At 69.5% G+C, this 26,341-nt stretch carries 22 protein-coding genes; 11 read left to right on the top strand and 11 right to left on the bottom strand.

Going from position 1 to position 26,341, the window contains the following annotated elements:
* Positions 1 to 89: 89 nt before the first annotated feature.
* Entirely contained in the window at positions 90 to 989 is a 900-nt protein-coding gene (locus WS78_RS28910) for a LysR family transcriptional regulator (protein ID WP_059575491.1), read from the bottom strand.
* Between the two features lie 134 nt (positions 990 to 1,123).
* Between WS78_RS28910 and WS78_RS28905 the strand changes: the two genes are divergently transcribed.
* Entirely contained in the window at positions 1,124 to 2,311 is a 1,188-nt protein-coding gene (locus tag WS78_RS28905) for a M20 aminoacylase family protein (protein WP_038753109.1), read from the top strand.
* Positions 2,312 to 3,242: 931 nt separating this feature from the next.
* Positions 3,243 to 4,583, top strand: a complete 1,341-nt coding sequence (locus tag WS78_RS28900; protein ID WP_038753098.1) for an MFS transporter — start codon at positions 3,243 to 3,245, stop codon at positions 4,581 to 4,583.
* Between the two features lie 550 nt (positions 4,584 to 5,133).
* Here WS78_RS28900 and WS78_RS28895 read toward each other — a convergent pair.
* Entirely contained in the window at positions 5,134 to 5,853 is a 720-nt protein-coding gene (locus WS78_RS28895) for a TetR/AcrR family transcriptional regulator (RefSeq protein ID WP_059575489.1), read from the bottom strand.
* A 307-nt stretch (positions 5,854 to 6,160) separates the two neighbouring features.
* Positions 6,161 to 6,946, bottom strand: coding sequence for an IclR family transcriptional regulator (locus WS78_RS28890; RefSeq protein ID WP_038753102.1), 786 nt, complete (start codon positions 6,944 to 6,946; stop codon positions 6,161 to 6,163).
* A gap of 247 nt (positions 6,947 to 7,193) precedes the next feature.
* Between WS78_RS28890 and pcaF the strand changes: the two genes are divergently transcribed.
* Entirely contained in the window at positions 7,194 to 8,396 is a 1,203-nt protein-coding gene (pcaF, locus tag WS78_RS28885; protein WP_038744858.1) for a 3-oxoadipyl-CoA thiolase, read from the top strand.
* A gap of 454 nt (positions 8,397 to 8,850) precedes the next feature.
* Here pcaF and WS78_RS36515 read toward each other — a convergent pair whose 3' ends face one another.
* Complete coding sequence (locus WS78_RS36515; protein ID WP_157131163.1) at positions 8,851 to 9,069, bottom strand: hypothetical protein; 219 nt, start codon at positions 9,067 to 9,069, stop codon at positions 8,851 to 8,853.
* An 11-nt stretch (positions 9,070 to 9,080) separates the two neighbouring features.
* Between WS78_RS36515 and WS78_RS28880 the strand changes: the two genes are divergently transcribed.
* Positions 9,081 to 10,625 carry a methyl-accepting chemotaxis protein gene (locus WS78_RS28880; RefSeq protein WP_038749620.1) on the top strand — a complete coding sequence of 515 codons (1,545 nt, stop codon included), beginning with the start codon at positions 9,081 to 9,083 and terminating at the stop codon, positions 10,623 to 10,625.
* A 655-nt stretch (positions 10,626 to 11,280) separates the two neighbouring features.
* On the opposite strand, the gene gabD is transcribed toward WS78_RS28880, so the two are convergent.
* Both gabD and WS78_RS28860 read right to left on the bottom strand, forming a co-directional pair.
* On the bottom strand, positions 11,281 to 12,750 hold the full coding sequence (gabD, locus tag WS78_RS28865) for an NADP-dependent succinate-semialdehyde dehydrogenase (protein WP_038749616.1): 1,470 nt from the start codon (positions 12,748 to 12,750) through the stop codon (positions 11,281 to 11,283).
* Between the two features lie 86 nt (positions 12,751 to 12,836).
* The gene (locus WS78_RS28860) at positions 12,837 to 14,120 is read right to left on the bottom strand and encodes a 4-aminobutyrate--2-oxoglutarate transaminase (protein ID WP_038749615.1); all 1,284 of its coding nucleotides are present in this window, start codon (positions 14,118 to 14,120) and stop codon (positions 12,837 to 12,839) included.
* A 142-nt stretch (positions 14,121 to 14,262) separates the two neighbouring features.
* Here WS78_RS28860 and pdxR point away from each other — a divergent pair, with 142 nt between their 5' ends.
* Positions 14,263 to 15,906, top strand: coding sequence for a MocR-like pyridoxine biosynthesis transcription factor PdxR (gene pdxR, locus WS78_RS28855; protein ID WP_059580299.1), 1,644 nt, complete (start codon positions 14,263 to 14,265; stop codon positions 15,904 to 15,906).
* A gap of 263 nt (positions 15,907 to 16,169) precedes the next feature.
* On the opposite strand, the gene WS78_RS28850 is transcribed toward pdxR, so the two are convergent.
* Positions 16,170 to 17,003 carry a DMT family transporter gene (locus WS78_RS28850; RefSeq protein ID WP_059580295.1) on the bottom strand — a complete coding sequence of 278 codons (834 nt, stop codon included), beginning with the start codon at positions 17,001 to 17,003 and terminating at the stop codon, positions 16,170 to 16,172.
* 236 nt (positions 17,004 to 17,239) lie between these two features.
* Here WS78_RS28850 and selD point away from each other — a divergent pair, with 236 nt between their 5' ends.
* Entirely contained in the window at positions 17,240 to 18,304 is a 1,065-nt protein-coding gene (gene selD, locus WS78_RS28845; RefSeq protein WP_059580291.1) for a selenide, water dikinase SelD, read from the top strand.
* Positions 18,305 to 18,518: 214 nt separating this feature from the next.
* On the opposite strand, the gene WS78_RS28840 is transcribed toward selD, so the two are convergent.
* Positions 18,519 to 19,097, bottom strand: coding sequence for a LysR substrate-binding domain-containing protein (locus WS78_RS28840; protein ID WP_231752776.1), 579 nt, complete (start codon positions 19,095 to 19,097; stop codon positions 18,519 to 18,521).
* A complete protein-coding gene (locus WS78_RS37835) occupies positions 19,043 to 19,486 on the bottom strand; it encodes a LysR family transcriptional regulator (protein WP_226377249.1) in 444 nt (147 codons plus the stop codon). The genes WS78_RS28840 and WS78_RS37835 overlap by 55 nt, the downstream gene beginning before the upstream one ends.
* A 46-nt stretch (positions 19,487 to 19,532) precedes the next feature.
* Here WS78_RS37835 and WS78_RS28835 point away from each other — a divergent pair, with 46 nt between their 5' ends.
* The 3 genes from WS78_RS28835 (at position 19,533) to WS78_RS28825 (ending at position 21,360) form a co-directional block, all read left to right on the top strand.
* Positions 19,533 to 19,718: a 4-oxalocrotonate tautomerase gene (locus WS78_RS28835; protein ID WP_038749606.1), complete on the top strand. Its 186-nt coding sequence runs from the start codon at positions 19,533 to 19,535 to the stop codon at positions 19,716 to 19,718.
* A gap of 2 nt (positions 19,719 to 19,720) precedes the next feature.
* Positions 19,721 to 20,221: a hypothetical protein gene (locus WS78_RS28830; protein WP_059580288.1), complete on the top strand. Its 501-nt coding sequence runs from the start codon at positions 19,721 to 19,723 to the stop codon at positions 20,219 to 20,221.
* A gap of 77 nt (positions 20,222 to 20,298) precedes the next feature.
* Positions 20,299 to 21,360: a purine-nucleoside phosphorylase gene (locus WS78_RS28825; protein WP_038749603.1), complete on the top strand. Its 1,062-nt coding sequence runs from the start codon at positions 20,299 to 20,301 to the stop codon at positions 21,358 to 21,360.
* A 193-nt stretch (positions 21,361 to 21,553) separates the two neighbouring features.
* Here the strand turns inward: WS78_RS28825 and WS78_RS28820 are convergent, their stop codons facing one another.
* Complete coding sequence (locus WS78_RS28820) at positions 21,554 to 21,847, bottom strand: DUF4148 domain-containing protein (protein ID WP_059580283.1); 294 nt, start codon at positions 21,845 to 21,847, stop codon at positions 21,554 to 21,556.
* Between the two features lie 1,132 nt (positions 21,848 to 22,979).
* Positions 22,980 to 23,984 (bottom strand): putative multidrug efflux transcriptional regulator CeoR, encoded by a 1,005-nt coding sequence (gene ceoR / locus WS78_RS28810; RefSeq protein WP_038749600.1) that lies wholly within the window; start codon positions 23,982 to 23,984, stop codon positions 22,980 to 22,982.
* A 188-nt stretch (positions 23,985 to 24,172) separates the two neighbouring features.
* Between ceoR and WS78_RS28805 the strand changes: the two genes are divergently transcribed.
* Positions 24,173 to 25,027, top strand: a complete 855-nt coding sequence (locus WS78_RS28805) for an alpha/beta hydrolase (RefSeq protein ID WP_059580326.1) — start codon at positions 24,173 to 24,175, stop codon at positions 25,025 to 25,027.
* A gap of 49 nt (positions 25,028 to 25,076) precedes the next feature.
* Positions 25,077 to 26,306, top strand: coding sequence for an efflux RND transporter periplasmic adaptor subunit (locus tag WS78_RS28800; RefSeq protein ID WP_038749598.1), 1,230 nt, complete (start codon positions 25,077 to 25,079; stop codon positions 26,304 to 26,306).
* The last annotated feature ends 35 nt before the right edge of the window (positions 26,307 to 26,341 follow it).

Raw genomic sequence — 26,341 nt, 5'->3', positions numbered from 1 at the left:
AGGCTGCCTAGTGGAAGACCCGATAGCGGTCCGGCGCGCGCCGAGGCGGTTTGCGCGGCACGGCGCGACGTTGCCGCTCGAGGAATGATTTACGTCAACGTTTCATCGGCCGCCTGGCGAAGACATGCGATGAACTGCGTGACGGCGGGCGTCGGCAGCAGGTCGCGGCGCGACAGGATCGACAGGTCGTAGCTCGGCAGCGTGTCGTCGAGGCGCGCGGCGCGAATGCCGAGCGGCGCGACCATCGCCGCGAGCGGCTTCGTGAAGCAGCCGATCACGTCCGAGCGCGCGACGAGCCCGAGCGTCACCGCGAACGACGACGGCGCGCGCAGCAGCCGCTGCGGCAGCGGCAGCCCGTGCGCGTTGAACATCGACATCATCACGCTGTGCGGAAAGTGATCTGCGCCGACCGTGACGATCCATTCGGCGTCGAGCAGCTCCGACAGCCGCCGCGCGCCCGCGAGCGGATGGCCTTCGCGCATCGCGACGACGAACTCCGTCGAGCACAGCGGCAACTGCGTGAAGTCGCGCTCGAGCGCGGGAATGTGATGGATCGCGGCGATGTCGAGCTCGCCGTTGCGCAGCCGCGCGAGCGCATCGGGCACCGTGACTTCCTCGAGCGACAGGCTCACGCGCGGCATCGTCGCGCGAAACTTCATCACCGCGCGCGGCAGCGCGGTCAGCGCGATCGACGGCATCGTGCCGACCGCGACGCGCCCGGACAGCTCGCCCCTCACCTGCTCGACCGCCTCGACGGTGCGGCGCATGTCGCCGAGCAGCTGTTCGGCGCGCGGCAGCAGCGCATGGCCGCACGCGGTGAGCTCGACGCCGCGCACGCTGCGCACGAGCAGCTCGGCGTTGAGCGCGCTTTCGAACTCGCGGATCGTGTGCGTGATCGCGGGCTGCGTGACGCCGAGCTCGCGCGCGGCGGCGCGCAGGCTCTTGTGGTGGGCGGCGGCGACGAACGCCTGCAGTTGCTGGAGCTTCATGGCGGCGAGGGCGGGTGATAAACGTAGTTTATCGCGGTGAAAAAAACTGCATCTTATTGAATCGTTATGGCGTGGCTATAGTGGCCCGCTTCTGCGCGTCCGATTGTCCGGGCGCCGCCGTCACGGAGCCTTCGATGAACGACGCACGCTTGACCGGGGTCGACGACCTCGCCCCGCTCGCCGACGAATTGCGCGAAATCCGCCATCGCATTCACCGCCATCCGGAGCTCGCGTACGAGGAGCTCGAGACGGCCGCGCTCGTCGCCGGCAAGCTCGAGGCGTGGGGCTGGCAGGTGGCGCGCGGCGTCGGCGGAACGGGCGTCGTCGGCACGTTGCGCGCGGGCGACGGCGCGCGCCGCGTCGGCGTGCGCGCGGACATGGACGCGCTGCCGATCGTCGAGGCGACCGGGTTGCCGTACGCGAGCGCCGTGCCCGGCAAGATGCACGCGTGCGGCCACGACGGCCACACGACGATGCTGCTCGGCGCCGCATGGCGGCTCGCGCAGACGCGAAACTTCTGCGGCACCGTCCATCTCTATTTCCAGCCGGCCGAGGAGCACGGCGTCGACAGCGGCGCGAAGCGGATGATCGACGACGGCCTGTTCGAGCGCTTCCCGTGCGACGCGGTGTTCGGGATGCACAATCATCCGGGCGTCGAGCCGGGCGTGTTCCTCACGCGGCGCGGCGCGTTCATGTCGGCGGGCGACAAGGCGGTGATCGAGATTCACGGCGTCGGCGGCCACGCGGCGCGGCCGCATCTCGCGGTCGATCCGATCGTCGTCGCGGCGAGCATCGTGATGGCGCTGCAGACGATCGTCGCGCGCAACGTCGATCCCGCGCAGCCTGCCGTCGTCACGGTCGGCTCGCTGCACGCGGGCACCGCGAACAACGTCATTCCGAACGGCGCGCGGCTCGAACTGTCGGTGCGCTCGTTCGATCCGGCGGTGCGCGCGCTGCTCAAGCGCCGCATCGCGGCGCTCGTCGACGCGCAGGCGGCGAGCTACGGCGCGACGGCGAGCGTCGAGTACATCGAAGGCTATCCGGTCGTCGTCAATTCGGACGACGAAACCGATTTCGCCGCGCAGGTCGCGAAGGAACTGGTCGGCGAGCGCAACGTCGTCGAGCAGGCCGACATCCTGATGGGCAGCGAGGATTTCGCGTTCATGCTGCAGCGGCGGCCGGGCTCGTTCGTGCGGCTCGGCAACGGCGCGGGCGAGGACGGCTGCATGGTGCACAACCCGAAATACGACTTCAACGACCGCAATCTCGTGATCGGCGCGGCGTTCTGGGCGCGGCTCGTCGAGCGGTATCTCGGGCGGTAGGCGTGCGCGTCGGCGGCGCAGACGCGTTTGCGGAGCGCCGGTGGGGCGGCCGGGCGGCAAATCGGCGGATTGGTGGATCGGTGGATCGGTGGATCGGCCGGTGCGCGGTTCGCGACTGATGCGCGGTGCGCGCGGGCGGGCGTTGCCGACCGACGCGGGCGGCGCGCGCGACGCCTGGACGGTTGCCGCGCGCCGCTTCCGCCGATTCGATGGCTTCGATGCCGGCTCGCCGGACTTCGTTGCTTGGTGTCGCTACGCGTCGCTTCGAATAGGCCGTGTTTGTCGGCTCCGCGAAGCGGCGTGCGAATGGGTTGCAAGTTGGCGTGCGAATCGGTGTGTGAAGCGGTGTGTGAGTCGGTATGTGAAGCGGCTTGCACATTGATATGCGAGGCGCGACGGCAACGCGCGGTTGCGCCTCGCGACGCGCGGCGAGTGGTTTGCATTCGCGGCTCGCGGCTTGTGGCGTGCGGCTCGTGGCTCGTGGCTCGTGGCGTACGGCGTACGGCGTACGGCGTACGGCGTGCGGCTTGCGGCTTGCGGTTCGCGGTCGTGGCCTGGCGTGAGGAAATCGGGCATGCGGATCGCTAGTTTGGGTTGGCGGCCGGCGGGTAACGCGACTGCGGCTGCGGCGCGCGTTTCGTCGCCCGTCTCGACAGCGGCGCCGAGGCGGCGCTGACCGGCTGCCGGCGACGACGCGAAGCCACGTGTCTCGTCGCTTGCCGCGCGGCACGAGAGGAACACGAATGACGACGGCCGGCCGATTTCGGCTGACCGCTCGCGAGCCGATTGCGATCGCAGCGAGCGACGCGCCGCTCGCGCCGGCGAGGGGCGCGAGGGGCGCGAGGAGCCGGCCGGCCGAAGCGGGGCGGCCCGTCGGCTGCCGATCGCGGTTCCGATTCGGTTCCGAGATATTCCAGGAGGAGACGACGACATGCATGACGACAATCTGACGATGCCCGCCGCCGACCGCGCGGGCGCCGCCGCAGCCGCATCCGCGCGCGCGGCGACCTCTCGCGCCGCGCGCGGCGGCGCCGTCGCGGCGGCGGTGATCGGCAACTGGCTCGAGTTCTTCGATTTCACCGTCTACGGCTTTTTCGCGGTGATCATCGGCAAGCTGTTTTTCCCGTCGCACGACGCGACGACGTCGCTGCTGCTGTCGGTCGCGACGTTCGCGGCGGGCTTCTTCACGCGCCCGCTCGGCAGCGTCGTGCTCGGCGTCTACGCGGACCGCCGCGGCCGCAAGGCGGCGCTGAACCTGACGATCATGCTGATGGCGCTCGGCACCGGGATGATCGCGCTCGCGCCGACCTACGCGCAGATCGGCGTGCTCGCGCCCGTGATCGTCGTCGGCGCGCGGCTGATGCAGGGCTTTTCGCAAGGCGGCGAGTTCGGTGCGGCGACGTCGACGCTCGTCGAGCAGGGCGGCGCCGCGCGCCGCGGCTTTCGCGCGAGCTGGCAGCTCGCGACGCAGGGCGGCGCGGCGCTGATGGGCTCCGGGTTCGCGGCGCTGGTGTCGAACACGCTCGCGAAGGACGCGCTCGAGAGCTGGGGCTGGCGCGTGCCGTTCGCGCTCGGCGTGCTGATCGCGCCCGTCGGCATGTATCTGCGCCGCCGCCTCGCCGACGACGCGCCGGGTGCCGGCCATCACGGCGTCGACGGCGGCGTGCTGCGCGAGCTGTTCGCGCAGCACGGCCGCACGGTGCTGCTGCTGACGCTCACGGTGATGGGCGGCACGGTGTCGACGTACATCCTGACGTTCTACATGCCGACCTACGCGATCCACACGCTCGGCTTGCCGATGAAGCTGTCGATGTTCGTCGGCGTCGCGTCGGGCTGCGTGATGCTCGTCACGTGCCCGCTATTCGGTTGGCTGTCCGACAGGATCGGCAGCCGGCGCCTGCCGATCTTCGTCGGGCGCGGCGTGCTCGTCGCGCTGCTGTTTCCGGCATTCGTGCTGATGAACCGCTATCCGTCGCTTGCGGTCGTGATGCCGCTCACGGCGCTGATGCTGCTGTTCTATTCGATGGGGTCGGCGTCCGAGTTCGCGCTGATGTGCGAATCGTTTCCGCGCCGCGTGCGCGCGACCGGCATCTCGATCGCCTATGCGCTCTCGGTGACGCTGTTCGGCGGCACCGCGCAGCTCGTCGCGACGTGGCTCGTGCGCGCGACGGGCAGCAAGCTCGCGCCCGCCGCGTACGTGGCCGCGTGCGTGACCGTGTCGCTCGTCGCGGTCGGGATGCTGCGCGAGACGGCGGTGGAGGCGGTCGATTGAGTGCGTGACGGCGCTCGGCGGCGCGGCGCGCGAGCGGTTCGCGGTGCGCCGTCGCCGGCCGGACGCGGCCGACAAATTGGAAGAAAAGGTGGGGGTGGCAGCGGCGTGTCTTGAATCTCGACCCCGAGCTCCCACCGAGTCACGAGCTTACCGAGGCCGTTTTTCAAGATTGAAGTGAGCCGAAGAAATCGGGCGGCGCGCTCGGAGGTCGAGGCCTAGCGTCCGAATCACAAAGCCCCGAGGCAGCGCCCGAGTTCGAGCCCGAGCCCTGAGTCCCGAGGTCGGGCCTAAGCCTCGAGCCTCGAGCCTCAAATCTCAAATCTCAAATCTCAAATCTCAAATCTCAAATCTCAAATCTCAAATCTCAAATCCCGAGCCCGAGCCCGAGCCCGAGCCCGAGCTCGAGCCCGAGCTCGAGCCCGAACCCGAACCCGATCTCGAACCCAAGCATCGGGCTCCAAGCCAAGTGCCGAGCCCAAAGCCGAGCCTCGAGCCTACGCCCAAGGCCAGCGAACCCTGAACCGCCGCCGGTCCCGCTCGCCGCGCCAGCCTACGCCCGATTCCGTGCGTGCGGCGACCGCGCGCCGCACGCGCGCAGGATCAGCCGCACGACCTCGTCGGTCGTCGCGTCGAACGCCTTCGCCGACAGCGCGCGCTTGCCGGACAGCGCGACGATCTGCGCGTCGAAGTCCGCGTAATGCTGGGTCGTCGCCCAGATCATGTAGAGCAGCGTCTTCGGCTCGACCGGCTCGACGAGCCCGCGCGCGATCCAGCGCTCGATCAGCGCGAGCCGCGTCTGCATCCACGGCTTCACGCGCTCGAGCAGCAGATCCTGCATGTGCTCCGCGCCGCTGATGATCTCGTTCGCCCACACCTTCGAGCCGAGCGGCCGCTTGCGCGACAGCGCCATCTTCGCGCGCACGTATCCGCCGAGCGCGGCGACCGGGTCGTCGCCGACGTCGAAGCTGTCGGCGGCCGCGTGCCAGTCCTCGAGCAGATCGTCGAGCAGGCGCCGGTACAGCGCGAGCTTCGTCGGAAAGTAATAGTGCAGGTTCGCCTTCGGCAGCCCGGCGCGTTCCGCGATCAGCGCGGTGCTCGCGCCCTCGAAGCCGCGCTCGGCGAACACGGCTTCCGCGCACGCGAGCAGGTGCGCTTCGTTCAGCTCGCGAATGTGCGCCTTGCGCGCGCGGCTCGGCGCGCGGGCCGCCTGGGTTCGCGCGCGGGGCGCGGGCGTGTCGGGAGGCGTCGTCGTCGGATCGTCGTGTTGCATGGCGTGCGCTCGTGGTCTGGCGGCAACGGGAGGCCGTCATTGTAGACGCCGCGCCGGCCGGCCGGCGCATCGCGGCCCGCCGGCGGCCGTTTCGCCGCGGTTGCGCGACATCCTTTTTTTAATTCATTGAATTCACGGCGCTAATGCGCTATAACCTGACCATTCGGACAGGATTCGATCGGCGAGCGGCGCTGCTTGATAAAGCAAAACAAAGATAGGGCCGTGCAAGCGCCGCCGTGCCGTTCTGGCCGAAGATGAAGCGGAGAGTGCGCGCTTGGGGGCAGGGCGGCTCCCAAGCGCGCCAATGTCAGCCGCGGCGCGCGACGAGCTGCGACACGGTCTGCGAGGCTTCCAGCAGCGGTTCGAGGAACGCCTTCACCATCTGCTTCGCGGTGTGCCGCTGCGCATTGCCGCTGATGTTCATTGCGGCGATCACGTGGCCGCGCCGGTTGCGGATCGGCGCCGACAACGAAATCAATCCCGCTTCGAGCTCCTGATCGACGATCGCCCAGCCCTGGCTGCGCACCTGCGCGATCTCTTCCTTCAGCGCCGCGGGCTCGGTGAGCGTGCGCGGCGTGTACGCGCGCAGCGTGCTTTGCGCGAGCGTGTCGTCGAGCGCGGCGTCGTCGAGTGAAGCCAGCAGCACGCGCCCCATCGACGTGCAGTAAGCCGGCAGCCGGCTGCCGATCGACAGGTTGATCGTCATGATCTTGTGCGTCGGCACGCGCAGCACGTAGACGATCTCGGTGCGGTCGAGCACGGCTGCCGAGCAGCTTTCGTGGATGCGCGCGGACAGTTGCTCCATCACCGGCTCCGCGAGATTCCAGAACGGCATCGACGTCAGATACGCGAACCCGAGATCGAGGATCTTCGGCGTGAGGCGGAACAGACGGCCGTCGGCCTCGACATAGCCGAGCGTCTGCAGCGTCAGCAGGATGCGCCGCGCGCCCGCGCGGGTCAGGCCGGTCGCGGCCGCGACCTCGGTCAGCGTCTGCTCGGGATGCTCGGCGTCGAACGCGCGAATCACCGCGAGTCCGCGCGCGAACGACTGGACGTACGAGTCGCCGGGTTTTGCCTCAAATTCTGTGCTCATGGCCGGTTGGAATAATGTGCAGCGGAGAAGATTAGCGCATGGGGTCGGGTTGCGCCAACCCGCGCCCCGCATGGCCACGCGCTTGACGGGAACCGGTGCGCTCCCTATGATCGCACGGGAACGTTCGATTGGCGATCTTAAGTTCATGGATCGAACAATCGTCGGGCGATTATCGCGACATTTTCGAGGCGAGCGGGGCGGCGCATCACGCCGGGCGGCTCGCGGAACCAGACCGACCGGAGACGACATGACCGAAGCATTCCTGTGTGACGCAATCCGCACGCCGATCGGCCGCTACGGCGGGGCCCTCGCGCCGGTGCGGGCCGACGACCTCGGCGCCGTGCCGCTCAAGGCGCTCGTCGAGCGCAACCGCGACGTCGACTGGGCCGCCGTCGACGACGTCATCTACGGCTGCGCGAACCAGGCCGGCGAAGACAACCGCAACGTCGCGCGCATGTCGCTGCTGCTCGCCGGCCTGCCCCAGGCCGTGCCCGGCTCGACCATCAACCGCCTCTGCGGCTCCGGGATGGACGCGATCGGCGTCGCCGCTCGCGCCATCAAGGCCGGCGAGGCCGGCCTCATGATCGCGGGCGGCGTCGAGAGCATGAGCCGCGCGCCGTTCGTGACCGGCAAGGCGACGAGCGCGTTCTCGCGCCAGGCCGAGATCTTCGATACGACGATCGGCTGGCGCTTCGTCAATCCGCTGATGAAACAGCAGTACGGCGTCGATTCGATGCCGGAGACGGCCGAGAACGTCGCGACCGATTACCGCGTGAGCCGCGCCGACCAGGACGCGTTCGCGCTGCGCAGCCAGCAGAAAGCGGCGCGCGCGCAAGCCGACGGCACGCTCGCGCAGGAGATCGTGCCGGTGACGATTGCGCAGAGGAAAGGCGAGCCGGCCGTCGTGTCGCGCGACGAGCATCCGCGCGAGACATCGCTCGACGCGCTCGCGAAACTCAAGGGCGTCGTGCGGCCGGACGGCACGGTGACGGCGGGCAACGCGTCGGGCGTGAACGACGGCGCGTGCGCGCTGCTCGTCGCGAGCGAGGCGGCCGCGCGGCGTCACGGGCTCGTGCCGCGCGCGCGCGTGCTGGGGATCGCGACGGCGGGCGTCGAGCCGCGGGTGATGGGCATCGGCCCGGCACCGGCCACGCACAAGCTGCTCGCGCGGCTCGGGATGACGATCGACCAGTTCGACGTGATCGAGCTGAACGAGGCGTTCGCCTCGCAGGGGCTCGCGGTGCTGCGCCTGCTCGGCGTCGCGGACGACGATGCGCGGGTGAATCCGAACGGCGGCGCGATCGCGCTCGGGCACCCGCTCGGCGCGTCCGGCGCGCGGCTCGTGACGACCGCGACGTATCAGCTGCATCGCACGAACGGCCGCTACGCGCTCTGCACGATGTGCATCGGCGTCGGTCAGGGGATCGCCATCGCGATCGAGCGCGTCTGATTCGCGCCGCCGCGCAGCGCGCGGCGATCGGCCAATCCGACCTTACGGCCCTACGGCCCGTGCCCGCAAGCGCACGGGCCGTTTTGCTTCATGCGCATCGCGACGGCGGCGTCGGGCGCACCACGCCGCACTGCACCGCACCGTGTCGCGCAATCGTGGCGAATCGCGTCGGGCCCATCGCCCCTTCCCGCAGGATCGCTTTCGCATCGTCCGGCGAGCTCTTCATTATTCGGATAACTCCTTGCTTGAAAAAGGTAAATCCGATTCGTCGCGGAATTCCCGCTCACTCATATTGGCGCGCGCCGCCCGCTTATCTCGTCATTCGAGGCAAGCTCCGAATATCAATGCATCTTATTTCCAATTCATGAATATTCCGGTGATAAAAATCGTGAAATAATTCATCTTGAATTATTTGATGTCGATCGGAAGCGCCGAATGGGTTCGAGCAAACATTCTAGTGCTGCAGGGCCGGCAACGACGACGAAAAGCCACGCCGGAAGCCCGCGTGCGGAACTCCGGTTTGATATGCGTCAAAGCGCAATTCATCATCTCGTGTTTTCGGGCGCGCCGGATTTGCCGAATGGCTGACGAAAACGGGGTGCAGGCCGATCGAACACAATTCGATCGATTTTTCTCGGCCGATGAAATCAATTAAAGGACACAGATCCAGCAATCGGAGCGTTCATGCGTAACAACCAACCCGTCACCCAACACGAATTCGATTATCCCGACGATGCGACCTTGATGTCGACCACCGATCCGCACGGCCGAATCACGTATGCGAACGCGACGTTCGTGCACGTCAGCGGGTATTCGAGCGACGAGATCGTCGGCGAGGCGCACAACGTCGTGCGCCATCCCGACATGCCGCGCGAGGCGTTCGCCGACATGTGGGCGACGTTGAAGCGCGGCGAGCCGTGGACCGCGCTCGTCAAGAACCGCCGCAAGAACGGCGACCATTACTGGGTGCGCGCGAATGCGGTGCCGGTGATTCGCGCCGGGCAGACGCAAGGCTACATGTCGGTGCGCACGAAGCCCGCGCGCGGCGAGATCGCCGCCGCCGAAGCGCTCTATCGCGGCTTGCGCGAAGGCCGCGCGGGCAGCCGGCGCTTCCACAAGGGCCTGATCGTGCGCACGGGGTTGCTGCGCGTCGGTTCGCTGCTGCAGACGATGTCGGTGCGCGCGCGCGTCCATTTGCCGATCGTCGCGCTGACGCCGGCGGTCGTCGGCGTCGCCTGGGCGGCGGGCGTGACGGGCGCGCCGCTCGCGCAGCTCGCGGGCGCGACGCTCGGCGGCGCGGCGCTCGCCGCGTGGTGGCTCGACGCGCAGATCGCGCGGCCGCTGCGCACGCTGCGCCGGCAGGCGCTCGACGTCGCGACCGGATCGAGCCGTCAGGGCGTCAACATGAACCGCACCGACGAGATCGGGATGACGCTGCGCACGATCAACCAGCTCGGGCTGATGTTCCGCTGGCTGATCGACGACGTCAGCGAGCAGGTGCTGACCGTGCAGCGCGCGATCAACGAGATCGCGCAGGGCAACAACGACCTGAGCGCGCGCACCGAGCAGGCGGCGACGAGCGTCCAGCAGACGGCCGCGTCGATGGCGCAGATGACGGCGACCGTGTCGAGCAACGCCGAGACGGCGACGCAGGCGAACCGGCTGTCCGAATCGGCGAGCCACGCGGCGGAGCGCGGCGGGCAGGCGGTGCGCGAGGTCGTCAGCACGATGGGCGAGATCACCGAGAGCTCGCGGCGGATCTCGGAAATCATCGGCGTGATCGACGGCATCGCGTTCCAGACCAACATCCTCGCGCTGAATGCCGCCGTCGAGGCCGCGCGCGCGGGCGAGCAGGGGCGCGGCTTCGCGGTCGTCGCGGGCGAGGTGCGCGCGCTCGCGCAACGCAGCGCGAACGCGGCGAAGGAGATCAAGACGCTGATCGGCGCGAGCGTCGAGCGGGTCGACTCCGGCGCGCAGACCGTCGACTGCGCGGGCAGGACGATGGACGAGATCGTGTCGCAGGTGAAGCGGGTGTCCGATCTGATCGCCGAGATCAGCGCGTCGACGAGCGAGCAGCGCGCGGGCGTCGCGCAGGTCGACGACGCGGTCGTCCATCTCGACAACATCACGCAGCAGAACGCGGCGCTCGTCGAAGAGAGCGCGGCGGCGTCGGAAAGCCTGCGGCAGCAGGCGACGATGCTCGTCGACGCGGTGGGCGTGTTTCGCTGAAGACGGGGCGGCGATGCGCGCGCATGCGTGCCGGCCTTGGCCGGGCGCGGTGCGGCGCGAAGCGCATGCGTGTTTCGTCGCCGCGCGAGGTTCGGGCTGGCCGGCGCGTCGCGGTGTCCGTGTCCGGCGATGCGCGTGTTCCGCCGATGTCGATGTCTGCCGCCGCGCGCGGCCGAACGCGCGCCGGCGTCTCGAGCGGCCGGTGCGGCGCGCATGACGCATGTGCGCGCGTCGGAGCGCGGGCTCGGCGACGCGGCTCGGGCGTTCGTCGTTTTGGCGTCTTGCTTGGAGGCGGCATCGGATGCGATCGCCCGCGCGCCGCCGATCGCGGTGCGTCGGCGGTGCGTCGGCGCGCGGGCTTGGCCCAGGTCTGCGTTCATCTCGGCGTTGCGCGCGTCGTCATGCGATCGCGCCATCGCATCGGCGGGCTTTTGCGCCTTGACGTCGCCGCCGCGGCGCGTGGCGCATGCGTCGCATGGCGCGTAGCGCCCGATCGTCGGGATGCCACGGCGCGGCGCGTGCGTCGCGCATGACCGGCATTTCCGGCGGCGGAATCCGCCGCGATTTCAGCGCGCAAAACAAGAAACGCCGCCGGAGCACGAGGCGCCGGCGGCGTTTCGCATGCCCGCGCCGCTCGCGCGGCGCGCGTCGGACATCACACGGCGACGCACATGTACTTGATCACGACGTAATCGTCGATCCCGTAATGCGAGCCCTCGCGCCCGAGCCCCGACTGCTTGACGCCGCCGAACGGCGCGACCTCGTTCGAGATGATTCCCGTGTTGATGCCGACCATCCCGTATTCGAGCGCTTCCGCGACGCGCCACACGCGGCCGATGTCGCGGCTGTAGAAGTACGCGGCGAGGCCGAACTCGGTGTCGTTCGCATGGCGAATCGCTTCGTCGTCGGTCGAGAACCTGAAGAGCGGCGCGAGCGGCCCGAACGTCTCTTCCTTCGCGACCTTCATCTCGGTCGTCACGCCGGTCAGCACGGTCGGCTCGAAGAAGCCGTGGCCGAGCGCGTGGCGCTTGCCGCCCGTCGTCACGCGCGCGCCCTTGCCGAGCGCGTCGGCGATGTGCGATTCGATCTTCTGCACGGCCGCCTCGTTGATGAGCGGCCCCTGCACGACGCCCGCGTCGGTGCCGAGCCCGACCTTCAGCTTCGCGACGGCCGTGGAGAGCTTCTCGGCGAACGCGTCGTAGACCTTCTCGTGCACGTAGAAGCGGTTCGTGCACACGCACGTCTGCCCGCTGTTGCGGTACTTCGACGCGATCGCGCCCTCGACCGCCGCATCGAGATCCGCATCGTCGAACACGATGAACGGCGCGTTTCCGCCGAGCTCGAGCGACACCTTCTTCACGGTCGGCGCGCATTGCGCCATCAGCAGGCGCCCGACGGGCGTCGAGCCGGTGAACGACAGCTTGCGCACGACGGGGTTCGACGTGAGCTCGCCGCCGATCGCCTTCGGGTCGCCCGTGACGACGCTGAACACGCCGGCCGGCACGCCCGCGCGCTCGGCGAGCACCGCCATCGCGAGCGCGGAGAACGGCGTCGCCTCGGCCGGCTTCACGACGATCGGGCAGCCGGCCGCGAGCGCCGGGCCGACCTTGCGCGTGATCATCGCCGCCGGGAAGTTCCACGGCGTGATCGCCGCGCACACGCCGACGGGCTCCTTCGTCACGACGATGCGCTTGTCGGCGGCGGGCGTCGGGATCGTATCGCCGTACACGCGCTTGCCTTCCTCCGCGAACCATTCGAGGAACGACGCCGCGTAGCCGATCTCGCCCTTCGCCTCGGCGAGCGGCTTGCCCTGCTCGGTCGTCAGGATGAGCGCGAGGTCGTCCGCATGCGCGACCATCAGGTCGTGCCACTTGCGCAGGATCGCCGCGCGTTCCTTCGCGGTCTTCTTGCGCCACGCGGGCCAGGCGGCGTTCGCCGCGTCGATCGCGCGACGCGTCTCGGCCGCGCCCATCGCGGGCACGGTGCCGATCAGCGCGCCCGTGGCCGGGTTGCGGACTTCGAACGTCGCGCCGCCTTCGGCGGCCTGCCATTCGCCCGCGACGAACGCGCGCTCGCGCAGCAGCGCGGGATCTTTCAGTGCAAGGGTTTCGTGAGCTGTAGTCATCGTGTGTCGACCGTATGCGGAACCGATTGGCGCCGCCCGCGCGGCGCGGCGAGGGCCGCGACGCGCGCGGGCGGGCGGCGAAAAACTCAGGCGGGCACGCCCACCGCTTCCTTCAGCACGCTCTCGAGAATGCCGAGCGCTTCGTCGAACACGGCGTCCTGAATGGTGAGAGGAAACAGGAAACGTATCACGTTCGCGTCGACGCCGCAGATGAGGAGCAGCAGGCCGCGCTCGAGCGCGAGCGTCTGCACGCGCTTCGTGAACGCGGCGTCGGCCGCGCGCGTGTCCGGATCGACGAATTCCGCCGCGACCATCGCGCCCGGGCCGCGCACGTCGGCGATCTGCGGCACGTCCGCGCGCCATGCGGCGAGCTTCGCCTTCAGCTTGTCGCCGAGCACGGTCGCGCGTTCGGCGAGCTTCTCTTCGTCGATCACGTCGAGCACCGCGTGCGCGGCCGCGACGGCGAGCGGGTTGCCCGCGTACGTGCCGCCCAGGCCGCCCGGCGCGGCGGCGTCCATCACGTCCGCGCGGCCGACGACGCCGGACAGCGGCATCCCGCCCGCGAGGCTCTTCGCGATCGTCATCAGATCGGCGGATACGTCGTAGTGCTCCATCGCGAACAGCTTGCCCGTGCGCGCGAAGCCCGTCTGCACTTCGTCGGCGATGAGCAGGATGCCGTGCGCGTCGCACAGCTTGCGCAGCGCGCGCACGAAATCGGCGGGCGCGGGGTTGAAGCCGCCTTCGCCCTGCACCGGCTCGAAGATGATCGCGGCGACGCGCTTCGGATCGATGTCGGCCTTGAACAGCGTCTCGACGGCGGCGATCGAATCGGCGGTCGTCACGCCGCGCAGCGCGTTCGGGTACGGCGCGTGGAACACGTCGCCCGGGAACGGGCCGAAGCCGATCTTGTACGGCGCGACCTTGCCCGTGAGCGCCATGCCCATCATCGTGCGGCCGTGGAAGCCGCCCGCGAACGCGATCACGCCCGGCCGGCCGGTGTATGCGCGCGCGATCTTCACCGCGTTCTCGACCGCCTCCGCGCCCGTCGTGAAGAACGCGGTCTTCTTCGGCAGCGCGATCGGCGCGCGCGCGTTGATCTTCTCGGCGAGCTCGACGTACGACGCGTACGGCACGATCTGGTACGCGGTGTGCGTGAAGTGCTCGAGCTGGTCGGCGATCGCCTTCACGATCTTCGGATGGCGGTGGCCCGTGTTCAGCACCGCGATGCCGGCCGCGAAGTCGATGAAGCGGCGCCCCTCGACGTCCCACAGCTCGGCGTTCTCCGCGCGCGCGGCGTAGAAGTCGCACATCACGCCGACGCCACGGGGCGTCGCAGCGTTCTTGCGGGCGTGCAGATCGGCATTTTTCACAATCGTCTCTCCTGGCGGTTCGAATGCGCGGGGGGCGGCGGCCGCCCGCGGGCACGTTGTCCCGGCGTGCGCGTTGAAACCACTATAATCAAACTTGGCTCTGAAAATCAGAGCCATTTTGATAAATATGTAGGAGCCAATTATGCGGGTGAGCGTGCTGTCGGACTGGCTGGCGCAGCGGATCGTGCGCGGCGGCGGCGCGCAGCCGATCTACCGGCAACTGCACCGGCTGCTGCAGCAGGCGATCCTGACCCGCGAGTTGCCGGCTGGCGCGCGCGTGCCGTCGTCGCGGCTTCTCGCGGCGGAGCTCGGGATCGCGCGCAACACCGTCACGCAGGTCTACGAGCAGCTCGCGCTCGAAGGCTACGTGAGCTCGGCGACCGGGCGCGGCACGTTCGTCGCGGACAGTGCGCCGGACGAGATCGTCGGCGCGCCGGCCGAATCGCCGCGGGGCGCGCGCGGCGCGGCGGCGTCGGGCGCTGGAGCGTCGATCGGCGGCTCGGCGTCCGGCACGGCATCCGGCACGGCATCCGGCACGGCATCCGACCCCGCATCCGCGCCCGGTTTCGCGCGCCGCTCGCTGTCCGCGCGCGGCGCGTGCCTCGTCGGCGGCGCGGGCGTGTCGAAGCGGCAAGGCGGCGCGTTCATGCCGGGCGTGCCGGATGTGTCGCGTTTCCCGGCGCGCGTGTGGACGCGGCTGCACAACAAGTACTGGCGGCGTCTGCGCCCGGAGCTGCTGACCTACGCGCCGGGCGGCGGCCTCGCGTCGCTGCGCGAGGCGCTCGCCGATTATCTGCGCACGTCGCGCTCGGTGCGCTGCGCGCCCGAGCAGATCATCGTGACGACGGGCATTCATCAGTCGATCGATCTCGCGGTGCGCCTCCTGACCGATCCGGGCGACGTGATCTGGACCGAAGACCCGTGCTACTGGGGCGTGCGCAGCGTGATGCACGTGTCGGGCCTGACGACGCGGCCGATTTCCGTCGACGAGGAAGGGATCGCGCCGACGCCCGCCGATTTCGCGGCGCCGCCGAAGCTGATGCTCGTCACGCCGTCGCATCAGTATCCGCTCGGCATGGTGATGAGCCTCGCGCGGCGGCGTACGTTGCTCGAATACGCGCGCCAGCACGGCGCGTGGATCATCGAGGACGATTACGACAGCGAGTTCCGCTACGGCAGCCGGCCGCTCGCGTCGCTGCAGGGGCTCGACACGGCGGGGCAGGTGATCTACGTCGGCAGCTTCAGCAAGACGCTGTTTCCGGGCCTGCGGGTCGGCTATCTGGTCGCGCCGGAGCCGCTCGCCGAGAGCTTCGCGACCGCGAGCGCCGAGCTGTACCGAGAAGGGCAACTGCTGCAGCAGGCGGTGCTCGCCGAGTTCATCGCGGAAGGGCACTTCGTGTCGCACATCCGCAAGATGCGCACGCTGTACGGGCAGCGCCGGCAGACGCTGCTCGACGCGCTCGCGCGCCGCTACGGCGATGCGCTGCCCGCGGTCGGCGGCGATGCGGGGCTGCATCTCGTGATGCGGCTGCCGGACGGCGCCGACGATCGCGCGGTCGCGCGCGCGGCGCTCGAGCGCGACATCGTCGTGCGCGCGCTGTCCGGCTATTACGCGGATGCGAAGCGTGCGGGCTCGGGCCTGCTGCTCGGCTACGCGTGCGTGCCGGAGGACGAGATCGGGCGCGCGTTCGACACGCTGTCGTACGCGATCGACGACATGGTGTTCGGGCGCGAGGCGGCGGCATCGGCGGCGGATCGGGCCGAGCGGGCCGCCGCCGCACGCTGAGCGGCGCGCGCGTTTGCCGGCGGCCGATCCCGCGCGGCGATCGCGATCGCGAGCGCGCCGCGCGATGCGCATCATCCGCACGCGAACGCGGGGGCGGCGTTTTCCGGTTTCCTGTCGAAGCGCACGGACGTCGATCCGAGCGGGTTTCGTCAGCGCACGTCGCCCGGGGGGCCGCGGCACCGTCGGGCACGCGCTGCGGAGCGCCGCCGCGGCGGGCATCCGGCACCAGTTCCGACGCGCCGCTCGCGCGCGGCCGCGCCGCGTCACAGCCGGATCAGCATCGCGCCCGCGACGACGAGCACGCATGCGGCGAGCCGTCGCGCGTTGGGCTGCTCGTGCAGCGCGAACCAGCCGATCGCGACCGCGAAGATCGAGCTCGTCTCGCGCAGCGCGGACACGGTCGCCACCGGCAGGTGCCGGTACGCGACGATCGCGATCGCATACGCGGCGAGCGACAGCGTGCCGGCGACGAGCCCGCGCGAGGCGGCGGCGCGCGTGCCGACGACCGCGCGCAAGCCGCGCAGCCGACAGATCAGCGTGAACTGCGGCGCGTTCCATAGCAGGTACACCCATGCGACGTACGCGAGCGGGTTGCCGGCGAGCCGCACGCCGCGGGCGTCGACGACGGAGTACGCGGCGATGAAAAGGCCCTTCAGGATCGCGTACGGCACGCTTTCGCCGGAAAAGCGCAAGCCGCGCTTGAACGCGAGCGACACGATGCCGAGCGACACGAGCGCGATGCCGGCGAGCGCGAACGGCGTCGGTTTTTCGCCGAGCGCGCCGAGCGCGAGCGCGCAGACGACGAGCGGCGACAAGCCGCGCGCGATCGGATAGATCTGGCTGAATTCGCCGCTGCGGTACGCGCGCAGCAGCGCGACGCAATAGCCGAGCTCGAGGAGCGCCGAGCCCGCGATGTACGGCCACGCGGCGGCGGGCGGCAGCGGCAGCGCGAGCGCGAGCGCCGCGCCGAACAGCAAATACGGCACCGACATCGTGCCGAGCTGCGCGACGCGGTCTTCGCTGACGTGCAGGAACGCGTTCCACGCCGCGTGCAGCAGCGCGGAGAACAGCACGAGCAGGACGAATAGTTGATCCATCGGCGCGGGAGCCAGCGGCCGGCGAGCGGCTTGCCGGAATGGCGGAGCGCACGATTATCGCCGCGTTTGCGATCTCGCGTCGGTTTGCGCGGCGGCCGCGCGTCGCGCGCCGTGCGCATGTGCCGCCCGAAAAAAGGAGCACAGCGAACGAGCGCGGCGGCGGCGCGGTCGGCTCGCGCGCAATTGCGCGCAGGATTGTCGATAATAGAGCGTTCTGTCCTTTATCGGATTCAGCGATGACCGAGACCAAGCCAACCGACGCGGCGGCGCCGCGCCTCACGAGCCTGTCGCACGGCGGCGGCTGCGGCTGCAAGATCGCGCCCGGCGTGTTGTCGGAGCTGCTCAGGCGCAATGCGCCGCCCGCGCTCTTTCCCGATCTGCTCGTCGGCACCGAGACGTCCGACGACGCGGCCGTCTATCGTCTGAACGACGAGCAGGCGATCGTCGCGACGACCGATTTCTTCATGCCGATCGTCGACGATCCGTTCGACTTCGGCCGCATCGCGGCGACGAACGCGCTGTCCGACGTCTACGCGATGGGCGGCAAGCCGATTCTCGCGCTCGCGCTCGTCGGCATGCCGATCAACGTGCTGCCGCACGAGACGATCGCCGCGGTGCTGCGCGGCGGCGAGGCGGTGTGCGCGGACGCGGGCATCCCCGTCGCGGGCGGGCATTCGATCGATTCGGTCGAGCCGATCTACGGGCTCGCGGCGCTCGGCGTCGTCCATCCGGCGCGCGTGAAGCGCAACGCGGCCGCGCGCGCGGGCGACGTGCTCGTGCTCGGCAAGCCGCTCGGCGTCGGCGTGCTGTCCGCCGCGCTGAAGAAGGACCGCCTCGACGCCGACGGCTACGCGCAGATGATCGCGACGACGACGAAGCTGAACCGGCCGGGCACGGCGCTCGCCGCGCTGCCGGGCGTGCATGCGCTGACCGACGTGACGGGCTTCGGCCTGCTCGGCCACACGCTCGAGCTCGCGCGCGGCGCCGGGTTGACCGCGCGCGTGCGCTACGGCGCGCTGCCGTGGCTCGCGGGCGTCGAGGCGCTCGCCGCCGACGGCGTGTTCACCGGCGCATCCGGCCGCAACTGGGCCGCGTACGGTCACGATGTGCGCCTGCGCGACGGCCTGCCCGCCGTCGCGCAGGCGCTGCTGACCGATCCGCAGACGTCGGGCGGATTGCTCGTCGCCTGCGCGCCGGAAGCGGTCGACGACGTGCTCGCATGCTTTGGCGACGACGGCTTCGATCGCGCGGCGGTGATCGGCGAAATGGTCGACGGGCCGGCGCGGGTCGATGTCAGCTGACGAGCGCTCGCGGAGGTTCACGCGAGCTCATGAGAGCCCGCGAGCGCCCACGAGGCGGCGCGATGCGCGCTCGCGGCGCGGCCCGCGGCCCGCGGCCATGCGCCGCGGCGAACGCGCCTGTCGCGTCGCCATGCGCCGCGAATCGCTCGGCGCGATCCTCATCGCACCTGCCTCGCCGGCCCGCGCTCGTCTCCTGCGCGAGCGCGCCGGCCGGTCAACGCTTTTCCTGCTCGCCGAACTTCGCCAGCAGGAAATCGATGGCGCTGCGCAGCTTGGCCGTCGGGCGGCGGTCCTGCGCGTAGACGAGATACATCGGCGACGGCGCGAGCGACCACGCGGGCAGGACGGGCACCAGGCGGCCGGCGGCGAGATCGTTGGTCAGCACGGCTTCAGGCTGCAGCACGATGCCGAGGCCTTGCAGTGCGGCGACGCGCAACGCATCGCCGTGGTTGGCGGTGAAGCTGCCGCGTACGGCGACCTCGCGGATCTCGCCGCGCGGCCCGACGAGCCGCCAACGGTCGCGGCGCCGCCAATACGACAGGCCGAGACACGCGTGCTCGGCCAAGTGCTCGGGACGCTTCGGGGCGCCATGCCGCGCGAGATAGGACGGCGCGGCGGCGAGCCGCCTGCGGTAGGGCTTCAGCGGCCGCGCAACCAGCCCCGGCGCGTCGATGTCGCCGATATGGACGCGCAGTTCGAAATCGTCGTGCCAGAAGCGCGGCGCGTCGTTGTCGAGCGTCAGGTCGACGCGAACCTGAGGATGTTGCGCCATGTATTCGGCGAGCGCGGGCACGAGGCTGTAGCTTCCGAAACCCACCGGCGCGACGACGCGCAGCACGCCGCTCGGCGTCGCGTGCAGTTCGGCCGCGCTGTGTTCGGCCGCTCGACTTCCGCCAGCGCGCGCTTGCAGCGCTCGTAATAGAGCTGGCCGACGTCGGACAACTGCTGCCGGCGCGTCGTGCGATGAAGCAGCCGCGCGCCGAGGCGCGCTTCGATGGCCTGCACGCGTTTGGCCACCATCTGGGCGGACACCTGGCTCGCTTCGGCCGCGGCGGCGAAGCTGCCGCATTCGACGACCCGCACGAACATCTCCATATCGGCGAGGACATTCACGATTGACAACCCATGGGTTTGGAGTGCCGTGAATTGTCGCATGTTTATTCGTCGCGTCTTTGCGCTCATCCTGTCGCTTCGCCCCGATTCCCGGGGTCTTGGACGAGGACATGCGATGCCTACGATTCATCTGGAAATGCACCCGGGCCGCACGCTGGAGCAGAAGCGCGCGTTCGTGAACGAAGTGACGCGCGTCACGGCGCAGACGTTGAACTGTCCCGTCGAGAGCGTCGACATCGTCATCACCGAAGTGCCGCGCGACGCATGGGCGAAAGCGGGGAAGCTGATTTCGGATCGCTGAGCATGAGCGCGCGCGCATCGGCCATGCGCGCGCGTTCGCGTGCTCGGCGTTCCGGGACGACGCACGACGAACGTACGTTCGCCGCGGAGATCGGGGCGCGTGGGAGCGGACTGATCGCTTGCTCGCGCATTCGCGATGAATGCGCTGAATGCGATGGGCGCTCGCATGCTGTCGCGGGCGAGCGCCCCATCCGTGCCGTGCGCCGGAAGAAGCACTGCCCGCATTGCGCGTGCGCCGGCGCGCTTCGCCGCGCTCGCGAGCCCGCGACGATCGTCCTCTTCTTCCACGCCGATGCGCCGCCACCGGCCGCGTCCGTTCGCGCGCATTGCCCGCCGCGCACGCACACGGCTTTTGCCGCCAGCCTCGCCGGACAGCGCATGTTCGCGCGCGGCCGCGGCGCGAACGCGCGTTTCGCCCGGTCTTCGAGCCGGCTCGCGGCGACGCGGGCCGCAACCGCCGTCGTCGTGCTCGCATGCGGCGCCGCAGCCTTTGCACCCGTTTGAATATTGACGTCCTTTATACTGCTCGCGCAGTCTCCGAACGCCGTTCTCATCGAACCTACTTTTAATAAGGAACGCTAATGCTGACTCGCTCGATACTTTCCGCAGCCGTGTTTTCGCTCGCCGCTTGCGCGACGGCGCAATCCGTCGCGCAGAACAACGGTGACGCGTTCGCCGAAGCCGGTGCACAGGGCCGCCCGGTGAAGGTGATGATCGTCACGATGTTCGGCCCCGAAGGCCAGGCGTGGCTCGACCGTCTCGGCCCGTGGAAGAACATCGCGGTGCCTGGCCTGTCGCCCGATTATCCGGACGTGCATTGCAACAAGCAGGACGTGTGCGTCGTTACGACGGGCATGGGCTACGCGAACGCGGCGTCGACGATCATGGCGCTCACGTTCTCGCGCCGCTTCGATCTGCGGCAGACGTACTTCCTGATCTCGGGCATCGCGGGCGTCGATCCGGCGCGCGGCACGCTCGGCACCGCCGCGTGGGCGAAATACCTCGTCGACTTCGGCCTGCAATGGGAGCTCGACGCGCGCGAGATTCCGGCCGGCTGGAGCGGCGGCTATCTCGGCATCAACACGAAGAGCCCGAGCGACAAGCCGCCGCTCGACTATCGCACCGAGGTGTTCCAGTTGAACGGCACGCTCGCGGACGCCGCGTACGCGCTGTCGCGCAACGTCCAGCTCGCCGACAGCGCGCAAGCGCAGGCGGCGCGCGCGAAGTTCAACTACGCGCCGGCGAACCAGCCGCCCGTGGTCACGCGTTGCGACACGTCGTCGGGCAACACGTGGTTCTCCGGCACGCTGCTCGGCGAGCGCGCGCGTCAATGGACGAAGATCCTCACCGACAACAAGGGCACGTATTGCATGACCGCGCAGGAAGACAATTCGACGTTCGAAGCGCTCAAGCGCGCGGCGAGCGTGAACCGCGTCGATCTGAATCGCGTCGCGGTGCTGCGCACCGGCTCGGATTTCGATCGCCCGTATCAAGGCCAGACGAGCGTCGACAATCTGCTGAACTACGCGGATCAGGGCGGCTTCCCGCTCGCGACCGAGAACCTGTATCGCGCGGGCAACCCGCTCGTGCAGGACATCGTCACGCACTGGGGCGAATGGAAGGACGGCGTGCCGCGCCGCTGACGCATGCGGCGCGCGTCGGTCAGCGTGACGGCGCGGTCGAGCGGAACGGTTTCCACACGGGCGTGCTGTCGTCCCAGTGATCGAGCTGCGATGGAATCGGACTGTTCATGATCGTGATCTCGCACTGAAGAATGACGTGGCTGCATGCTGCATGACGCGCCGCGCATCGGCTTCGATGCGCGGCGCGTCGCGTTTACCGGCCTGCGCCCGCGAGCTGATTCGCATCGGGGTCCGGACGATACGCACGCTGCGCGACGAGCTCGGCGCCGGGCGGTGCGTACGACATCGACTTGCGCAACGCGGCGAGCGTGCCGTCGCGTTGCGCCTGTTCGAGATCCGCGCGGACTTCGGCGCGCGTGCGGGGGCTGTGGCTGTGCCACGACGCGTCGCCGTCGCTGCCCGCAGGGCTGATCCCGCCGTCCGCGAATGCCGGCGCGGCAACGGCGAGCGCGAAGGCGGCGACGGCGAGAAGACTGCTGCGTTTCATGATGTGACTCCTGTCGATTCGATGCGCACGTCGAAAGCGGTGCGCGACAGGCTGTACTCTAGGCGCGCGCGCGGCGGCGATAAATGGCGATGTCGCGAATTGAATTGTCGCGAGGATGGAACAATCGGAGTCCGTGACGTCGGCAGGGGCTTGCGACGAGGGCGCGCGACGCGTGTCGTGGAAAAGTGGCGCGGCGTGCGAGCGGCGACGTGCGCGCCCGGGCGGAACGCCGCGCCGCGTGCGAATGCGCCGCGCACTTTCGCGGCGCGCCGCAACAAGCGCGGCGGCGCGTTGCGCGAATCATCGCGCCGAATTTTCCGGGCGAGGGCGGATCTGCGCATTACGCGATATGCGCTACGCGAACGGAGAGCGCAGCGAGCAGCGGCGACGTCGAACGCGAGCAACAAACTGGCTCGTCGTCCGAACGGGACGCGATGGGCTCGCGTCCACGTTTGCCCTCGATCATCGCGCGTCATGCGCGGGTTTCGATCGACAGGCGCTGCCGCGATCTCGCGTGCGGGCCGCGCCGGCCGTCGTGCGCCGCGCGTTGCACATCGCACATCGCACATTGCACGTCGCAATCAACCGTTGAAATGACGCAAGCCGGTGCGGCAAAGAGATTCGCGCAGTGCCGGGTGACATGCAGAGAAAGAGGACCTGCGAAGATTGTGCGCGTCGCCAGTCCGTTCATCGTTCACGCGCGCGCTGCGATATGCCCGAGCGCTTCGCAGGCGAGGGAGCCGGCGCGCATTCGCTGCTGCGGCTCGCAGGAACGCTGTCGGCGAAGGCGCTGCGAACGCCGCGCCGTCGACGTTCCGAATGCACTGGGAAGACGGTGCGGGGCCGGCAGACCGAATCGCGGCGCGCATTGCGCCGGGAGCGTTCTCGAGGACTGGCGAACGCCGCGAAGCGCCGATTGCGTCAACCGGCCGATCCGCTCTTAAGAAGGCGTTCAATTAAAAGTGGACAAACGAAAGAATGAGTTGCGTACGATCATTTATCGCGGCGCTTGCCGGCGCAACGCGGCATTCCCGCGCGCGGCCGCTGCGGCGCGCCCGTTCGTCGACGGCGAAAAAATTGGACGACCGGCCCGCGCGCGCTTTTGCCCGCGCGCGCGACCGACCCCGACCGCTCAAGCGACCCACTCGTTCAACACCGGCGTGTCGAGCGACGGCGCGCGCTCGGCTTCCTCGAACGTGCGCTTGCTGCAGGTCGCATCGAGCCCCTTGCGGCCGCTCAGCAGCGGGCAGCGCTCGAAGATCTCGGCGATCCAGTCGACGAACACGCGCACTTTCGGCGACAGATGCCGGCTGTGCGGATAGACGACCGAAATCGGCATCGGCAGCGGCTTGTAGCCCGGCAGCACCTCCTTCAGCGCGCCGTTGCGCAGTTGCGGCAGCACCATGAAGAGCGGCGGCTGGATCAGCCCGAAGCCTTCGATCCCGCAGGTCACGTACGCGTCCGCGTCGTTGACCGACACGAGGCCGTTCATCTTCACCTCGACTTCCTTGCCGTCGATCAGGAACGCCCAATCGATCGTGCGCCCGGTGCGGCTCGAGAAGTAGTTGACGGCCTTGTGCTGCGCGAGCTCCTCGATCGTCTGCGGCTCGCCGTACTTCTCGAGATACGCGGGCGAGGCGACCGTCGTGCCCTCGAACAGCCCGACGCGCCGCGCGACGAGCGACGAATCCTGCAGCGCGCCGACGCGGATCACGCAGTCGATGCCTTCCTGCAGCAGATCGACCGGCCGGTCCGACAGGCCGAGCTGCAGGTCGATGTCCGGAAAGCGCGAATGGAATTCGCACAGCGCGGGAATCACGATCAGGCGTCCGATCGAACCCGGCATGTCGACCCGCAGCTTGCCGTGCGGTTTTCGATTGTTCGTCTGGAAGCTCGCCTCGGTTTCCTCGACGTCCGCGAGAATCCGCACGCAGCGCTCGTAGTACGCGGCGCCGTCGGGCGTGAGGGACAGACGGCGCGTCGTCCGGTGCATCAGCCGCACGCCGAGGAAGGCTTCCAGATTCTGGATGATCGTCGTCACCGACGCGCGCGGCAGGCCGAGCGTCTCGGCCGCTTTGGTAAAGCTGTTCGTATCGACGACGCGCGTAAACACCTGCATGGCCTGCAGCCGGTCCATTACTTTACCTCCGCGATATTGACGCCCTGAACAGACGCAGGCCGCGACACCGATGAAGGCGGCGCAGCCGACGATTGTTCAGGGGACGTGAATTGTGTTGCCGGATTATAGGCATTTATCCCGATGTCTGCCGGACCCAGAATTCGATCCATCTCGTAATGGACGCGCGACGCCGCGCACGACACGTCATGGACGCATTCGATTTCCGCCGCCCAATCCCCCGCACGAGCGCAGAAGGCGCGCGCGCGCGGCCGGCGCTCGCGGTGTCGGACGTCGTGATCGGCGGCTACGCGCAGGACATCGTGCTGCGCCTCTACCGGCGCCCCGAAAAGTCCTCGTTGCCGGTAGTGCTTTATTTCCACGGCGGCGGCTTCGTGCGCGGCTCGCTCGACGATGCCGACCGCGCCGCGCGCCATCTCGCCGAGCACGTGCCGGCGCTCGTCGTGTCGGTCGATTATTCGCTCGCGCCGCGGCATCCGTTCCCGGCCGCGCCGGAAGACGCGTACTGCGCGGCGCGCTGGGCCGAGGCCCGCGCGCGCGCGTTCGGCGGCAATCCGCGCAAGATCGGCGTCGCGGGGCACGACGCGGGCGGCCAGCTCGCGAACTGCCTCGCGTTCATCGCGCGCGACCGCGGCGAGATCCGCATCGCCGCGCAGGCGCTGATCGGCCCGATGCTCGATCCGAGCCTCACGCGGCTCGCCGACGCGGCGCGCGTTGCGTCGTCCGACATCACCGCGCAGGAGTGCGCCGCGTGCTATCGCGCTTACTTGCCGCAGCCGTCGCAGCGCATGCATCCGTATGCGGCGCCGCTCGAATCGGTGCGCCTCGCGGGGCTGCCGCCGACGCTCGTCGCGACCGCGCAGAACGACGTGCTGCACGTCGAGGCCGAGAAATACGCGAGCTGCCTGATCGACGCGGGCGTGCCGACGCAGGTGGTCCGCTACCGGGACGTGTCGCACGCGGCGCTCGCCGATCACGCGCCCGCGCTCGAAGAGGCGGCGCGATTCTTTCAAAGCCGCTTCAGCGCGGGTTCGCCGGGCTGACGCTGCTTTCATCCGAATCCAGAACAACCGACAACTTGGGGGTTTATTCATGGCTATCTTGCGTACTTCCCGTTCGCGGATCGCGGCCGCGACGCTTGCGGCCGTCGTCATCGCGGGCCTCGGCGCGTTCGGCGCGATCCGCGTGAACGCGGGCGCGCCGGACAAGGCGGCGGCGCCGCTGCCGGAGGTCGACGTCGCGACCGTGCTGTCGAAGACGATCACCGACTGGCAGTCCTATTCGGGCCGGCTCGAGGCGGTCGAGAAGGTCGACGTGCGTCCGCTCGTGTCGGGCACGATCGTGTCGGTGAACTTCAAGGACGGCGCGCTCGTGAAGAAGGGCGACGTGCTGTTCGTGATCGATCCGCGTCCTTACCAGGCGGAAGTCGATCGCGCGGCCGCGCAGCTCGCCGGCGCGCAGGCCCGCAACGGCTACGCGCAGAGCGACTGGCAGCGCGCGCAGCGCCTGATCGGCGACAACGCGATCGCCAAGCGCGACTACGACGAAAAGCAGAACGCCGCGCGCGAGGCGACGGCGAACCTGAAGGCGGCCGAAGCCGCGCTCGAAACGGCGCGGATCAACCTCGGCTACACGAGGATCAGCGCGCCCGTGTCGGGCCGCGTGTCGCGCGCGGAGATCACGCTCGGCAACGTCGTGTCGGCGGGCGCGTCGGCCGCGCCGCTCACGACGCTCGTGTCGGTGTCGCCGATCTACGCGTCGTTCGACGCGGACGAGCAAACGTACCTGCAATACATCGGCGGCGCGAAGGACGGCCGCAAGGTGCCCGTCGAGCTCGGCCTCGCGAACGAGCGCGGCTACTCGCGGCAGGGCGTGATCGATTCGGTCGACAACCGGCTCGACACCTCGTCCGGCACGATCCGCGTGCGCGCGCGCTTCGACAACGCGGACGGCGCGCTCGTCCCGGGCCTCTATGCGCGCGTGAAGGTGGGCGGCAGCGCGCCGCATCCGGCGCTGCTGATCGACGATGCGGCGATCAACACCGACCAGGACAAGAAGTTCGTGTTCGTCGTCGACCAGCAGGGCCGCGTGTCGTACCGCGAAGTGCAGCTCGGCTCGCAGCACGGCAATCAGCGCGTGATCGCGGGCGGGCTCGCGGCGGGCGACCGGATCGTCGTGAACGGCACGCAGCGCGTGCGTCCGGGCGAGCAGGTGAAGCCGCATCTCGTGCCGATGACGGGCGGCGACGACGCCGCAGCCGCGACGCCCGTGGCGGGCGGCGTGCAGCGTCCGCAGGGCGCGCCGGGCAACGCGCGCGCGTGACGGGCGGCCGTATTCCCGGAGCGCCCGCCGCGCCG

The organism is Burkholderia savannae, assembly GCF_001524445.2.
In the GTDB taxonomy this organism is placed as follows: Bacteria; Pseudomonadota; Gammaproteobacteria; order Burkholderiales; family Burkholderiaceae; genus Burkholderia; species Burkholderia savannae.
The sequence above is the reverse complement of the archived record's forward strand: the minus strand, read 5'-3'. Positions and strand labels throughout refer to the sequence as shown.

What these genes read in the sequence shown, in the direction of transcription:
- WS78_RS28850 (WP_059580295.1), bottom strand. Translation starts at nt 17,003, where the DNA reads ATGGATCAACTATTCGTCCTGCTCGTGCTGTTCTCCGCGCTGCTGCAC.
- WS78_RS28890 (WP_038753102.1), bottom strand. Translation starts at nt 6,946, where the DNA reads ATGAGCACAGAATTTGAGGCAAAACCCGGCGACTCGTACGTCCAGTCG.
- pdxR (WP_059580299.1), top strand. Translation starts at nt 14,263, where the DNA reads ATGCGGGTGAGCGTGCTGTCGGACTGGCTGGCGCAGCGGATCGTGCGC.
- selD (WP_059580291.1), top strand. Translation starts at nt 17,240, where the DNA reads ATGACCGAGACCAAGCCAACCGACGCGGCGGCGCCGCGCCTCACGAGC.
- gabD (WP_038749616.1), bottom strand. Translation starts at nt 12,750, where the DNA reads ATGACTACAGCTCACGAAACCCTTGCACTGAAAGATCCCGCGCTGCTG.
- WS78_RS37835 (WP_226377249.1), bottom strand. Translation starts at nt 19,486, where the DNA reads ATGAGCGCAAAGACGCGACGAATAAACATGCGACAATTCACGGCACTC.
- ceoR (WP_038749600.1), bottom strand. Translation starts at nt 23,984, where the DNA reads ATGGACCGGCTGCAGGCCATGCAGGTGTTTACGCGCGTCGTCGATACG.
- WS78_RS28900 (WP_038753098.1), top strand. Translation starts at nt 3,243, where the DNA reads ATGCATGACGACAATCTGACGATGCCCGCCGCCGACCGCGCGGGCGCC.
- WS78_RS28825 (WP_038749603.1), top strand. Translation starts at nt 20,299, where the DNA reads ATGCTGACTCGCTCGATACTTTCCGCAGCCGTGTTTTCGCTCGCCGCT.
- WS78_RS28880 (WP_038749620.1), top strand. Translation starts at nt 9,081, where the DNA reads ATGCGTAACAACCAACCCGTCACCCAACACGAATTCGATTATCCCGAC.
- WS78_RS28835 (WP_038749606.1), top strand. Translation starts at nt 19,533, where the DNA reads ATGCCTACGATTCATCTGGAAATGCACCCGGGCCGCACGCTGGAGCAG.
- WS78_RS28800 (WP_038749598.1), top strand. Translation starts at nt 25,077, where the DNA reads ATGGCTATCTTGCGTACTTCCCGTTCGCGGATCGCGGCCGCGACGCTT.
- WS78_RS28895 (WP_059575489.1), bottom strand. Translation starts at nt 5,853, where the DNA reads ATGCAACACGACGATCCGACGACGACGCCTCCCGACACGCCCGCGCCC.
- pcaF (WP_038744858.1), top strand. Translation starts at nt 7,194, where the DNA reads ATGACCGAAGCATTCCTGTGTGACGCAATCCGCACGCCGATCGGCCGC.
- WS78_RS28805 (WP_059580326.1), top strand. Translation starts at nt 24,173, where the DNA reads ATGGACGCATTCGATTTCCGCCGCCCAATCCCCCGCACGAGCGCAGAA.
- WS78_RS28820 (WP_059580283.1), bottom strand. Translation starts at nt 21,847, where the DNA reads ATGAAACGCAGCAGTCTTCTCGCCGTCGCCGCCTTCGCGCTCGCCGTT.
- WS78_RS28830 (WP_059580288.1), top strand. Translation starts at nt 19,721, where the DNA reads ATGAGCGCGCGCGCATCGGCCATGCGCGCGCGTTCGCGTGCTCGGCGT.
- WS78_RS28910 (WP_059575491.1), bottom strand. Translation starts at nt 989, where the DNA reads ATGAAGCTCCAGCAACTGCAGGCGTTCGTCGCCGCCGCCCACCACAAG.
- WS78_RS28905 (WP_038753109.1), top strand. Translation starts at nt 1,124, where the DNA reads ATGAACGACGCACGCTTGACCGGGGTCGACGACCTCGCCCCGCTCGCC.